11 protein-coding genes are annotated in these 11,912 nt (G+C 64.6%); 4 read left to right on the plus strand and 7 right to left on the minus strand.

The window, feature by feature from the left end; genetic code table 11:
• Positions 1 to 18 precede the first annotated feature (18 nt).
• From VB618_RS06595 to fabA, 4 genes are all read right to left on the minus strand, one after another.
• Positions 19 to 2,658, minus strand: a complete 2,640-nt coding sequence (locus VB618_RS06595) for a bifunctional diguanylate cyclase/phosphodiesterase (RefSeq protein ID WP_329795796.1) — start codon at positions 2,656 to 2,658, stop codon at positions 19 to 21.
• Between the two features lie 318 nt (positions 2,659 to 2,976).
• On the minus strand, positions 2,977 to 3,807 hold the full coding sequence (gene fabI, locus VB618_RS06600; RefSeq protein WP_329796149.1) for an enoyl-ACP reductase FabI: 831 nt from the start codon (positions 3,805 to 3,807) through the stop codon (positions 2,977 to 2,979).
• 155 nt (positions 3,808 to 3,962) lie between these two features.
• Entirely contained in the window at positions 3,963 to 5,186 is a 1,224-nt protein-coding gene (gene fabB, locus VB618_RS06605) for a beta-ketoacyl-ACP synthase I (protein ID WP_329795797.1), read from the minus strand.
• A gap of 216 nt (positions 5,187 to 5,402) precedes the next feature.
• Positions 5,403 to 5,924 (minus strand): 3-hydroxyacyl-[acyl-carrier-protein] dehydratase FabA, encoded by a 522-nt coding sequence (gene fabA, locus VB618_RS06610; RefSeq protein ID WP_329795798.1) that lies wholly within the window; start codon positions 5,922 to 5,924, stop codon positions 5,403 to 5,405.
• A gap of 252 nt (positions 5,925 to 6,176) precedes the next feature.
• On the opposite strand from fabA, the gene irrA reads away from it, so the two are divergent.
• A complete protein-coding gene (irrA, locus tag VB618_RS06615) occupies positions 6,177 to 6,644 on the plus strand; it encodes an iron response transcriptional regulator IrrA (protein WP_329795799.1) in 468 nt (155 codons plus the stop codon).
• Between the two features lie 191 nt (positions 6,645 to 6,835).
• Positions 6,836 to 7,711 (plus strand): EamA family transporter, encoded by an 876-nt coding sequence (locus tag VB618_RS06620; RefSeq protein ID WP_329795800.1) that lies wholly within the window; start codon positions 6,836 to 6,838, stop codon positions 7,709 to 7,711.
• 16 nt (positions 7,712 to 7,727) lie between these two features.
• Here the strand turns inward: VB618_RS06620 and VB618_RS06625 are convergent, their stop codons facing one another.
• Both VB618_RS06625 and VB618_RS06630 read right to left on the minus strand, forming a co-directional pair.
• Positions 7,728 to 7,874 carry a DUF3096 domain-containing protein gene (locus tag VB618_RS06625; protein ID WP_081929037.1) on the minus strand — a complete coding sequence of 49 codons (147 nt, stop codon included), beginning with the start codon at positions 7,872 to 7,874 and terminating at the stop codon, positions 7,728 to 7,730.
• A gap of 73 nt (positions 7,875 to 7,947) precedes the next feature.
• Positions 7,948 to 8,484, minus strand: coding sequence for an SH3 domain-containing protein (locus tag VB618_RS06630; protein ID WP_329796150.1), 537 nt, complete (start codon positions 8,482 to 8,484; stop codon positions 7,948 to 7,950).
• 165 nt (positions 8,485 to 8,649) lie between these two features.
• Between VB618_RS06630 and VB618_RS06635 the strand changes: the two genes are divergently transcribed.
• Positions 8,650 to 9,642 (plus strand): 2-hydroxyacid dehydrogenase, encoded by a 993-nt coding sequence (locus tag VB618_RS06635; RefSeq protein WP_329795801.1) that lies wholly within the window; start codon positions 8,650 to 8,652, stop codon positions 9,640 to 9,642.
• Between the two features lie 258 nt (positions 9,643 to 9,900).
• Positions 9,901 to 10,620 carry a Crp/Fnr family transcriptional regulator gene (locus VB618_RS06640; RefSeq protein WP_329795802.1) on the plus strand — a complete coding sequence of 240 codons (720 nt, stop codon included), beginning with the start codon at positions 9,901 to 9,903 and terminating at the stop codon, positions 10,618 to 10,620.
• Here VB618_RS06640 and VB618_RS06645 read toward each other — a convergent pair.
• Entirely contained in the window at positions 10,595 to 11,872 is a 1,278-nt protein-coding gene (locus VB618_RS06645; protein WP_329795803.1) for a flavin monoamine oxidase family protein, read from the minus strand. The genes VB618_RS06640 and VB618_RS06645 overlap by 26 nt on opposite strands.
• Between the last annotated feature and the right edge of the window lie 40 nt (positions 11,873 to 11,912).

The following is an 11,912-nucleotide window of genomic DNA, read 5'->3' on the forward strand; positions in this document are numbered from 1 at the left end:
AGCACAGGGCAGGGGATGTTACACCCCCTGCCAGGATGCGATGAAGGACGGCACGTCGCCGGCCGGCATCGGGCGTCCGAAATGGTAGCCCTGGACCAGATCGCAGCTCATGCGCTGCAGGAGCGAGGTCTGGAAGGCAGTCTCCACGCCCTCGGCAACGACCTCGATACCCAGATTATGGCCGAGGCTCAGGACGGCCCTGACGATGGCGGCATCTCCTGCATCGGTTTCCAGGCCGGCCACGAAGGTGCAGTCGATCTTGATTGCGTTCACCGGAAACCGCTTGAGGTGGGACAGGGAGGCGTAGCCCGTGCCGAAATCGTCGAGCGCGATGGTGACGCCCTCCTGGCTCAGGGTTCGCAGGGCCCGCTCCACCAGTTGGGTGCTGGACCCGAGGAACACGCTCTCGGTCACTTCCACCTCGAGACACCGGGCCGGCACGCCCGCCTGCTTCAGCTCCTCGAGCACGCGCTCGGCATAATCACCACGCCGGAACTCGGCCGCCGACGCATTGATGGCGATGCGCCCGATGTTAAGCCCGGTATCGAGCCAGCGGCGCATGTCGTTCAGCACGCAGGAGCGCATGCGCTCGCCGATGGCGGTGCCGAGTTCGGTGTCGTTGAAAGCCGGGGCGATCTTTTCCGGCGATTGGATGCCGCCGCGCGGGTGCTGCCAGCGCAGGAGGGCCTCGAAGCCGCCGATGGCGCCGGAGGCCAACACCACCTTGGGCTGATAGAACGGCATGATCCAGCCGGACTCAATGGCTTTCGCCGCCACCTCCAGGGCCGAGGCTGTGCGCTGAGCCTCCTGGCGCAAGGCCGGAACGAACATCTTGAACGCGCCGCGACCGGATGTCTTGCTGGCGTAGAGGGCGAGATCCGCCTGTTTCTGAAGCTCCTCGGGACTGGTTCCGGACCCGAGCGCGATGGCGCCGCCGATGCTGGTGCGGCAGTCCAGCGCCTTTCCGCTGCGCTTCAGCGGCTCCTGCATGCGGCACAGGATCGCCTGAGCTGCCTCGGCAATCTCTTCCTCGCCCGCGACATCGGGCAGGATCACGGCGAACTCGTCGCCCCCTAAGCGGGCCACAACGGCGGCGGGTTTCAACACCTGCCGCAGGCGCTGGGCGAACTCCTTCAGGAGATCGTCACCGGCGTCGTGGCCGAACCGATCGTTGATCTGCTTGAGGTGATCGAGATCCATGACCAGGAGGCCGATCGCACGAGACTCGTCCGAAGCTTCCTCCAGGGCGTGCTTGAGACGTTCGCGGAAAAACCGCCGGTTGGTGAGTCCGGTGAGATCGTCATGATAGGCGGCCCGATGCAGCTGTTCCTCGGCGATCTTGCGGTCGTGAATGTCCTCGACCGTCCCGTACCAGCGGATCACCGTGCCGTCCTCGGCAAAACGCGGGATCGCCCTGCTTCGGAACCAGCGGTAGCTCCCGTCAGCCAAGCATCCTCGACATTCCACGTCCAACGGTTCGCGCGAGCGGACGGCTTCGACCCATCCATGCTTCACGAGCGAGCGGTCGTCGGGGTGCAGCACCCTGGCCCAGCCGGAGCCCAGGGTGTCTTCATGAGGGATCCCCATCAGCTGGTTCCAGCGTGTGGATGTGCTGAGAATGTTGCCCTCCCCATCCGCCGTCCAGGGAATCTGAGGGTTCAGCTCGACCGAATAGCGGTAGTGCTCCTCGCTCTCGCGCAGGGCCGCCTCGCTCCGCTGGCGCTCGATGGTGAGGGCCGCCAGATGCGAAACCGCGTCGATGCTCTCCATCTCAGCCTGCCTGGGGAACCGCGGCTCGGCATAGTAGAAGCCGAAGGTGCCGAGCACCTCGCCGGAACGCGAGAGGATCGGCTTGGACCAGCAGGCCTGCAGGCCATGCTGCAAGGCAAGATCGCGCCATGGGGCCCAGAGCGGATCGCTTGCGATATCGGAGACGATCACGCTGCTGCGGCGATAGGCGGCTGTTCCACATGACCCGACATCCGGCCCGACGGGGAGGTTGTCGATGGCGGCGTTGTAGGCAGGAGGAAGGTTGGGTGCTGCTCCGTACCGGAGCCGCTGACGCGAGGGATCGAAGAGAAGGATCGAGCAGCGCGCTCCGGTGATCTGGTCCTCAGCCAAGCGGCAGAGCGCATTCAGCACCTCGTCGAGCGGTCGTCCGGCAGCGATCATCTCCAAGACCCGCGTATGGCCCTGGTGGGTCAGTTCGGCGAGCTTGCGGTCATGGATGTCCTGGGTGGTGCCGTACCAGAGGATGACCACGCCGGTTTCATCCCGGCGCGCTCCGGCGCTGGAGCGGAACCACCGGTAACTTCCGTCGGCCGTCCTGATCCGGTACTCGCATTCGTAGGACGCGCCGGAGATCAGAGTCTCGCGGCGGGCCTGCTTCAGGCGGGCGGCGTCGTCCGCATGCACGAACTGCACCCAGCCGTACCCCAGCAGGTCTTCCAGGGGATGGCCGATCGTTTCCGCCCAGCCGGGCCCGATATAGAGGATGCTACCTTCTGTATCCGAAACCCATGGGATCTGGTGGCTCAGCTCGATGGCGTAACGATATAGACCCTCTTTTTCCGAGAAAACATTGCAGGCAGCATCGAATACCGTCTCGCGATAAAGATTACCTCCTTGAAAGGGAGTGATGGATTGGTTGCGATGCATTTAACAAGCTTAAGAATACTACAAGATGAAGGCAAAAATCTTGGCCGACATAGGCCCATCTGTCCATCCGCCAAAAGATATCTTGCGGTTGCAAGGGTTAATTAACTTGGTAATTGAGCTTTCCTTTACGGCCTCCGGAGGTTCGCCGCGGTTGCGTGCAGAGGGAACGCGGATGCTGAGTGCTAAGAACCGGCTTCGTTAAGGATACCTGTGGAATTTCAGATGACGGCCGGATCTAACGCGAAAAGGCCAGCCGTTACAGCGGCTGGCCTCAGAATATTGATGCATCGATCAGGGATCGGCGGGAGAGGTCCGGCGTCAGCCTTCCTCGCCCGTCAGGCCTGCAGCGTCCTGGGCCTTGAGCACCTCGGGACGCGGCATGGAGATGATGTTGTAGCCGGAATCCACGTAGTGGATCTCGCCCGTCACGCCGCGGGAAAGATCCGACAGCATGTAGAGGGCAGCACCCCCCACATCCTCGATGGTGATGTTCTGGCGTAGGGGCGAATGGGCCTTCTGGTAGGTGAACATCAGGCGCGCATCGGCGATGCCTGCGCCCGCGAGCGTCCGCACGGGGCCGGCCGAGATGGCGTTGCAGCGGATGCCGGCAGGCCCGAGATCGTTGGCGATGTAGCGCACACTCGCCTCGAGCGCCGCCTTCGCCACGCCCATCACGTTGTAGTTCGGCATGACCCGGGTGGAGCCGCCATAGGTCAGCGTCAGGAGCGAGCCGCCGTTCCTCATGCGCTTGGCGGCGCGTTGGGCGATCTCCGTGAAGGAGAAGCAGGAGATCACCATGGTGCGCGAGAAGTTCTCGCGGGTGGTGACGTCCACATAAGGGCCCTTGAGCTGCGACTTGTCGGAGAAGCCGATGGCGTGGACCACGAAGTCGAGGCCGTCCCAGGCCTTGTCGAGGGTGTCGAACACCGCGTCGACGGAGGCGAGATCCTCCACGTCGCAGGGAATGACCAGGTTGGAGCCGAGCGACTGTGCCAGCGGGGTCACGCGCTTGCCGAGCGCCTCGCCCTGATAGGTGAAGGCGAGCTCCGCTCCTTGCTGGGCCACGGCCTTGGCGATCCCCCAGGCAATGGAGTGATCGTTCGCGACGCCCATGATGAGGCCGCGCTTTCCTTGCATCAGACCGGTCACGTGGGTTCCCCTCTGCATCGGCTCCAGGGTGCGACGCCAATTGTTATGAAAGTGTGCATCGCGAGCCGGAATATCGGTGTGATTGAGCGCGTCCATGCGACGCCCCGGAAAAGCCGGGGCATCGCATGGCGCTGTCTCAGGTTTATGATGTCGTCTTACCCGTTGTGGCGGCTGAAGACGAGTGTGGCATTGGTGCCGCCGAAGCCGAAGGAGTTCGACAGGACCGTGTCGATCCGGGCGTCGTCGACGCGCTTGCGCACGATATTCATGTCGGCGAATTCCGGATCGATCTCCTCGATATGGGCGCTCTCGCAGATGAAGCCGTTCTGCATCATCAGCAGCGAATAGATCGCCTCCTGCACGCCGGTGGCGCCGAGCGAGTGGCCGGTGAGCGATTTCGTAGCAGAAATCGGCGGGCACTTGTCGCCCGATCCGAAGACCGTGCGGATCGCCTCGATCTCCTTCTGGTCGCCCACGGGCGTCGAGGTGGCGTGCGGGTTGATGTAGTCGATCGGGTTGTGCACGTCTTTCAGGGCCATGCGCATGCAGCGGATTGCGCCCTCGCCAGACGGCGCCACCATGTCGTAGCCATCCGAGGTCAGGCCGTAGCCGACGATCTCGCCGTAAATGCGGGCGCCACGGGCCTTCGCATGCTCCAGCTCCTCGAGCACCAGCACGCCCGCGCCGCCGGCGATGACGAAGCCGTCGCGGTTGACGTCATAGGCGCGCGAGGCGCGTGCCGGGGTGTCGTTGTACTTGGTGGACATGGCCCCCATGGCGTCGAAGAGGTTGGACATGGTCCAATCCAGGTCCTCGCAGCCGCCTGCAAACATCACGTCCTGCTTGCCGTACTGGATCATCTCGTAGGCATTGCCGACGCAATGGTTCGAGGTCGCGCAGGCCGACGAGATCGAATAGTTCACGCCCTTGATCTTGAACCAGGTCGCGAGGGTCGCGGAGGCCGTGGACGACATGGCTTTGGGCACTGCGAACGGGCCGATGCGCTTGGGGCCTTTCTCGCGGGTGATATCGGCCGCTTCCATGATGATGCGGGTGGAGGGACCGCCCGAGCCCATGATGATGCCGGTGCGCTCGTTGGAGATCTCGTTCTCCTCGAGGTCCGCATCCCGGATCGCCTGATCCATGGCCACATGGTTCCAGGCCGTGCCCCGGGCGTGGAAGCGCATAGCGCGGCGGTCGACGATCTCCTCCGGGTTCAGGCTCGGGGCGCCCTGCACCTGGCAGCGGAAGCCGTATTTCGCGAAATCCTCAGCCTTGCTGATGCCGGACTTCGCTTCGCGCAGGGAGGCCAGCACCTCCTGCGTGTTGTTGCCGATGGACGACACGATGCCCATTCCGGTGACGACGACGCGCCTCATAGCCTACCTCTTCAAAGGACCTTCACTGCCGGCCTGTCCCGGAGACGTAAGGCCGACCCTGCTCAATCTCAACCGTGAGCCTGCGAATGGTTGACGGCACGATGCGAAAACCCAGGGCTCCTGCCGCCGAGCAGTGAGACCGGTTTTTCGAAAAGATCGCGCTTTGTCAACAGGATGTGAGCACGATGCCGGTCAGGACCGGCACCGTGTCGAATTCTAGCCGCCTGCCGGGGTTTCGGCCTGGAACAGCCCGACCCGCATGTCCTTGGCCTCGTAGATCCGGCGCCCGTCGGCCTCGAGCCAGCCATCGGCGATGCCGAGCACTAGCTTGGAGCGGAACACGCGCTTGAGATCGACGCCGTAGACCACCTTCTTGACGGTGGGGAGCACCTGATCGGAGAACTTCACCTCACCGACGCCAAGCGCCCGGCCGCGGCCCGAGGAGCCGCCCCAGCCGAGGAAGAAGCCGGTCATTTGCCACAGGGCATCGAGGCCGAGGCAGCCCGGCATGACCGGATCGCCCTTGAAGTGGCAGGGGAAGAACCAGAGGTCCGGCCGCACGTCGAGCTCCGCCACCACATGGCCCTTGCCGTAGGCGCCGCCATCCTCGCCGATGGAGGTGATGCGGTCGAACATCAGCATGGGCGGGAGCGGCAACTGCGCATTGCCGGGACCGAACAATTCTCCGCGCCCGCAGGCAAGGAGCTCTTCATAATTAAAGCTGGACTGGCGGGCCATGCCGGGTGCCGAACCTTTCCCTAGCGTCTCAAAAAAGGGCCTCAAGAAAGCCTCGGGGCCTCGGTGCGGCTCTGGTAGCACAGGCTTGGCCGTCCATCAAAGGGACCCGAGCCGGGATTCTTCGACCCCGGAGGGTCTTCCCAAGAACCCTGCCGTTCCAAGAGCTGCCCTTGGGCTAGCCTTGCGGCAACCCTCTCGCTTTCTTATTATCGTGATGTTAGAAGCGCGCATTCGTCCATTCAGTTCCGTGATATGACCGATCCTTTGTCCGCCTACATCGAATCCACGACCGCTCCGGCTCACCGGAAGGGCTGTCCCGTGTCCGAGTTGCGGGACAAGCTGCGTCGCGTGGGTCTGCGCCCGACCCGTCAGCGCGTGTCCCTGGGATGGCTCCTGTTCGGCAAGGGCGATCGGCATATCACGGCCGAACTGCTGTTCGACGAGGCGACCCGCGCCCGGGTGCCGGTGTCGCTCGCGACCGTCTACAACACCCTGCATCAGTTCACGGAGGCCGGCCTCCTGCGCCAGCTCGCGGTGGATGGCGCCAAGTCCTATTTCGACACCAACCCGACCGAGCACCACCATTTCTTCCTGGAGGAAGAGGGCGAGCTCGTGGACATGCCCTCCTCAGGGATCAGCGTCGCCGACCTGCCCCAGCCGCCCGAGGGCATGGAAGTGGCGGGCGTCGAGGTGATCGTGCGCCTGCGCCGCAAGGCTTAACACCAGCCTCTTCCAAGCGGCGTCCCGGACTCAGCGCATCGTGCGGACCCAGAGGGCCGCGTCAGCGACCCGAAGGGCCACGCCAGTGAAAAGTGGCCTCGGTTTTCCGCCCTAGACGATGCGCCGCTTGAGGGATTGAGCATCGGATCAATCCCAAAAGTGCAAATCCACTTTTGGGTCCGATGCTCCAGATGCCGCTCAGCCACAGCCTCGTCGCCCTTCTCGTCACGGTCATCTGGGGCCTGAGCTTCGTCGTTATCAAGCTCGGGGTCGGCACCACGCCGCCCCTACTGCTGGCAGCCCTTCGCTTCCTCCTCGCTGCCATCCCGGCGGTCTTCTTCGTCCCGCGCCCGAAGACCAGCTGGAAGAATGTCGTGGCCTACGGCTTCTTCCTTGGCGTCGCCCAGTTCGGGCTGCTTTTTGCCGCCATTGCGTTCGGCATGCCGGCGAGCCTCGCCTCCGTGGTCATGCAGGCGCAGGTCTTCTTCACGGTTCTCTTCGCCGCCGTCCTGATGAACGAACGGCCCGGACCGCATCAGGTCGCTGGCGGCCTTGTGGCCGGCTTCGGCCTTGTCCTCATCGCTTGGCCGCGCATGACCGGCGGGGGCGCCGGACCCTTCGTTATGACAGTGGTGGCCGCCGCCGCCTGGGGCGTGGCCAATATCGTTTCCAAGCGGGCCGGCCGGGTCGACATGCTGGGCTTCATCGTCTGGTCGAGCCTCGTCGCGCCGCTGCCGCTGCTGGGGCTGTCCCTGTGGCTCGACGGCCCGGATCAGGTGATCGCCGCGTTGACCCGGATGGACGGCGGGACGCTCGCGGCCGTGGCCTATCTCGCCTATCCGACCACCATCTTCGCCTTCGGGATCTGGGCCTACCTGCTCTCCCGCCACCCGGCCGCCACGGTGACGCCCTTCGCGCTTTTCGTGCCGGTCGCCGGGATCCTCGGCTCGGTTCTCATCCTGGGCGAGGCCATGCACCCCATTGAGGCCATAGGCGGGACCATCATCGTGCTGGGGCTCGCCTTCAACGTCTTCGGCCAGCGCCTCCTGGGGCGCCGGGCCTTTTAGGTCAGGTCTCTCGTTCTCAGCGGATAAAGCCGAAGCCCACGAGGCCGTAGACGATCAGGAAGATCGCCACGAAGACATTGAGGAAACGGGGCGCGACCAGGGAGGCGATGCCGAGCACAATGGCCAGGATCGGGAGCAGCTTGAAGCTCAGGTTCAGACTCATGGGAGAAGGCATCCGCGGATGGGGTTACGGTGTTGCCTTCTAGCCCGGCAATTCTTGAAAAATCGGTAAAGGCCTACTCGACCGTCTCGTTGGGATAGACGCCCCACAGCTTCTCCTGCTGGATGAAGCCGTCCACGTCGCGGGCGCCGTCCATGGTGATCATCACCCGGCACCACTTGCCGTCGCAGCCGTTGACGTTGGTGATCACGCCCGGCTGGAGATGGGCCGCCACGCCGCTCTTCTCGTCGGCCCGGTAGAAAAGGCCGATCGGAGGCTGGTTGCCCTTGGCCCAGGGCATCACGAGGGCCGTGCGCCGCCCTGACAGGAGCGAATGGAGAACCCAGCCCTCGGTGCCCTCCGAATCGCGGATGCGCCGCCAAGTCTCGTATTCGGAGATGATCTCCACGGGAAGCCCGGCGCGCTGGAACACCCAGGCGGTCCGGTGGTCCTTGGAGGGGCCCTCGCGCAGGTTCACCCGGTCGGTCTTGAGGCTGACATAGCGCGGCACGGGCAGGCCGGTGCCCAGGCGTCCGCCCGGAGGCTGCTGCTGCGCCAGGGCCGCTCCGGCGCTCAGGCTCGCGACAGCAAGGGCAAGGACGATCTTGCGCATGGTTTCCCCGATCATGACTTTGTCTTGGATGGCAGGCTCTGGTAAAGAAGCTTGACGGATGCCGCCACGCGGCGGGCTGTCTCCCTTGATCGCCGAACCAGGGTTAAGAGAGCGTGAAACTCTTTCCATTTCGCGGTTTTTTCAGTGCTGAGGGTTTTTGAGACGATGAAAAAAAGACCCTTGGTCGTTGTCACCCGCCGCCTGCCCGACGTGATCGAGACGCGCCTGCGCGAGTTGTTCGACACGCGCCTCAACCTCGAGGACAGGCCGCTCTCGCCGGAAGAACTCGCGGAAGCGGTCAAGACGGCTGACGTGCTGGTTCCCACCATCACCGACGAGATCGATGCCGCCATCATCGGACAGGCCGGGCCCAACCTGAAGCTCATCGCCAATTTCGGCAACGGCGTCGACAACATCGACGTGGCGGCGGCAGTCGCCAAGGGCATGACCGTCACCAACACCCCTGGGGTCCTCACCGAGGATACGGCGGACATGACCATGGCGCTGATCTTGGCCGTGGCCCGTCGCCTCCCCGAGGGCACCCGCGTGATCCCCGACGGGGAATGGGCCGGCTGGTCACCCACCTGGATGCTGGGGCGGCGCATCACGGGCAAACGCCTCGGCATCGTCGGCATGGGCCGCATCGGTCAGGCGCTGGCCCGCCGCGCCAAGGCCTTCGGCCTGTCGATCCACTACCATAACCGCCGCCACGTGCCGCCCAAGATCGAAGCGGAGCTCGAGGCGACCTATTGGGAATCCCTCGATCAGATGCTGGCCCGCATGGACATCGTGTCCGTGAACTGCCCGCACACGCCCGCCACCTATCATCTGCTCTCCGCGCGGCGGCTCAAGCTCATGAAGCCCGATGCCATCCTGGTGAACACCGCCCGCGGCGAGATCATCGACGAGGGCGCGCTGACCAAGCTCATCGAAGCGGGCGCCATCGCGGGCGCGGGCCTCGACGTGTTCGAGGAGGAGCCGGCCGTCAATCCGCGTCTCGTGCGGCTCGCCAAGCAGGGCAAGGTGGTGCTCCTGCCCCATATGGGCTCGGCCACGCACGAGGGGCGCGTTGCCATGGGCGAGAAGGTCATCGTCAACATCCGCGCCTTCGTGGACGGTCACAAGCCGCCGGACCGCGTGCTGCCCAGCATGCTCTGACTTCATTGCCAAGCTATCTCACGAGAAGGCTCCGGCGGCAGTGATCGAAGGCCTCTGGTCTGACGCAGGCGAGGGGCCTTGCGCCCACAGACCCGGTTGGCCGGTTTACTCGGCATCCTCAATCCTCTCCCAGATGTGAAGACGTAGGCGGTAATCTCGATGCAACGGAAAACCATATCGAGCATAAACATATGTGAGTGCGGCTAAGAACGGAGTTTGACCACTACAGAGTTGTCCCTCTCCTCTGCAATGACCCGTATGACCAACCCCCTGATTTTGAAGCTCGAACAGCGCGACCAGCTCTCCGAAGAGGAGAAGAGGACGCTGGAGAACGCGATCTCGCGAGTTCGGGTGGTCGAGGCCGATGAGGATATCGTACGGGAGGGCGACCGCCCTTCAGAAAGCTCTCTGCTCCTCGACGGTTTTGCCGCTCGATACAAGATCGTGTCGAACGGACGGCGGCAGATCTCGGCCCTTCATGTGGCCGGCGACTTCCTTGATCTCCATAGTTTTCTGCTGAAGACGATGGATCACGGCGTTCTGGCGCTCACCACTTGCCGCATCGCGGCTGTTCCGCATGCAACGCTCGAGAAGATCACCGACGAGTATCCGCACCTCACCCGGATGCTCTGGCTGAACACGTTGATCGACGGGGCCATCCACCGGGAATGGCTCACCGCCATGGGGCGCCTCTCGGCGACCGCCCATATGGCGCATCTGATCTGCGAGCTTTACCTGCGCCTCAAGGCCATCGGCCGCGCTGAGGGTTATACGGTCCAGCTGCCGATCACGCAGGCGGAACTCGGCGATACGCTGGGGCTCTCCACCGTCCACGTGAACCGGGTGCTGCAGGAATTGCGTAAGGAAGGGCTGATCCGTTTTCAGGGCGATGCGCTGACCATTCTCGATTGGGAGCGGCTGAAGAAGGTGGGCGAGTTCACCTCCACCTATCTCAGTCTCCAGAACGAGGACCGGTAAGCCGCGCGACGATCTCTCCGGCTGCCCGCTCGCCCTCCTCCCAGGCTCCGCCCGCCGTGCCCCACTGCGCACGCGACAGTGCCTCACCGGCAAACCAGATCCGCTCGCCAACCGGCGCCTTCAGGGTGTCGCGGATGGCGTAGAACCCCGGCGGCACCACCGCCCAGGAGGCGCGCGACCAGGGATCGTTGCGCCAGGCGGTGCTGTGCAAGGCCGTGAGAGTGCGGACGGCACGGTGGCCGAAATGCTCCGCCAGCACCGTGCGTGCATGGCGATGCGGTGCATGGGCATCGCGCCGGTCGAATCCGGCGGCACTGGGCCGATCAAGCTCGAAGTAATGAAACGGCGTGTTGTCGATGCAGGTGAGAAGTCCCGGCGGCTCGCGGCGCGTGCCGGTGAGGCTCGCGAGCCGATCTGCCCCGCGGAACGGCGAATCCGGCCAGTGGAGCACCACATGCTCGTAGACGCCCTGCGTGAAGCCGTGGATCGCCTCCTGGACGGCGTTCGGCAGAGCGGGCGCGAAGCGGACCGTATCCTGCTGCAGCACCGCCATGGGCGTGGTCACGATGACGGCCTTCCCGCGCAGCGTTCCGGCGGTGCTCTCAATCTGCACGCCCTCCGCCGACCAGTCGATGGATCGGACGGCGGCCCCGAGCTGGATGGGCAAGCCGCGCGCAAGGCGGCCCACATAGGCGCCGAGCCCTCCGGCGATGAAGAGGTTGTCGGCATATTCCATGCTCGGGAAGTCGTGCAGGCTGACCTCTGCGAGAGGCCGGCCCGAGACCAGCCCATGAATGGCTGCAACCCGCCGCCCCTGCGGCCCCATGGGAGGCAGGACCTTGGCGGCCGCTTGATCCTCGCGGGCTTTCGCTCCTTGAGTCATGGCCCGGTCTGCCATGGCAAACGCCCGGTCGAGCGCCGCGCTCTCGGCCCGGCTCCCTGGCCGACCCCGCACGAAGACATGGCCGTCTACAGGTGCCCGGCGCAGGGGTTCGCGCCGCTCGCGACCGAGCTTCACGAGCGGGTTGATGGGTCCTGCATGAAGCCAATGCGCGCCGAGATCGAGGGGATGGCCTTTGAAGCTCCGCGTGAGCGTGCGCCCGCCGATGCGGTCTCTGGCCTCCAGGATCGTGACCGTGAGCCCGTTGGCGATGAGGCGCCGCGCCGCCGCGATACCGGCGCTGCCTGCGCCGACGATGATCACGTCTGGATCCCCCGCAGGGCTGATCGACGATCCGGTTTTCAACGACACAGGTTTCCCCACCCCTCGCTTTGCGGCGGCTTCGTTCATA

The organism is Microvirga sp. CF3062, assembly GCF_036314045.1.
In the GTDB taxonomy this organism is placed as follows: Bacteria; Pseudomonadota; Alphaproteobacteria; order Rhizobiales; family Beijerinckiaceae; genus Microvirga.

Coding starts and splice junctions, on each gene's coding strand:
- VB618_RS06620 (WP_329795800.1), top strand. CDS start 6,836: ATGCCGCTCAGCCACAGCCTCGTCGCCCTTCTCGTCACGGTCATCTGG.
- VB618_RS06630 (WP_329796150.1), bottom strand. CDS start 8,484: ATGCGCAAGATCGTCCTTGCCCTTGCTGTCGCGAGCCTGAGCGCCGGA.
- fabA (WP_329795798.1), bottom strand. CDS start 5,924: ATGGCCCGCCAGTCCAGCTTTAATTATGAAGAGCTCCTTGCCTGCGGG.
- VB618_RS06635 (WP_329795801.1), top strand. CDS start 8,650: ATGAAAAAAAGACCCTTGGTCGTTGTCACCCGCCGCCTGCCCGACGTG.
- VB618_RS06625 (WP_081929037.1), bottom strand. CDS start 7,874: ATGAGTCTGAACCTGAGCTTCAAGCTGCTCCCGATCCTGGCCATTGTG.
- VB618_RS06640 (WP_329795802.1), top strand. CDS start 9,901: ATGACCAACCCCCTGATTTTGAAGCTCGAACAGCGCGACCAGCTCTCC.
- irrA (WP_329795799.1), top strand. CDS start 6,177: ATGACCGATCCTTTGTCCGCCTACATCGAATCCACGACCGCTCCGGCT.
- VB618_RS06595 (WP_329795796.1), bottom strand. CDS start 2,658: ATGCATCGCAACCAATCCATCACTCCCTTTCAAGGAGGTAATCTTTAT.
- fabB (WP_329795797.1), bottom strand. CDS start 5,186: ATGAGGCGCGTCGTCGTCACCGGAATGGGCATCGTGTCGTCCATCGGC.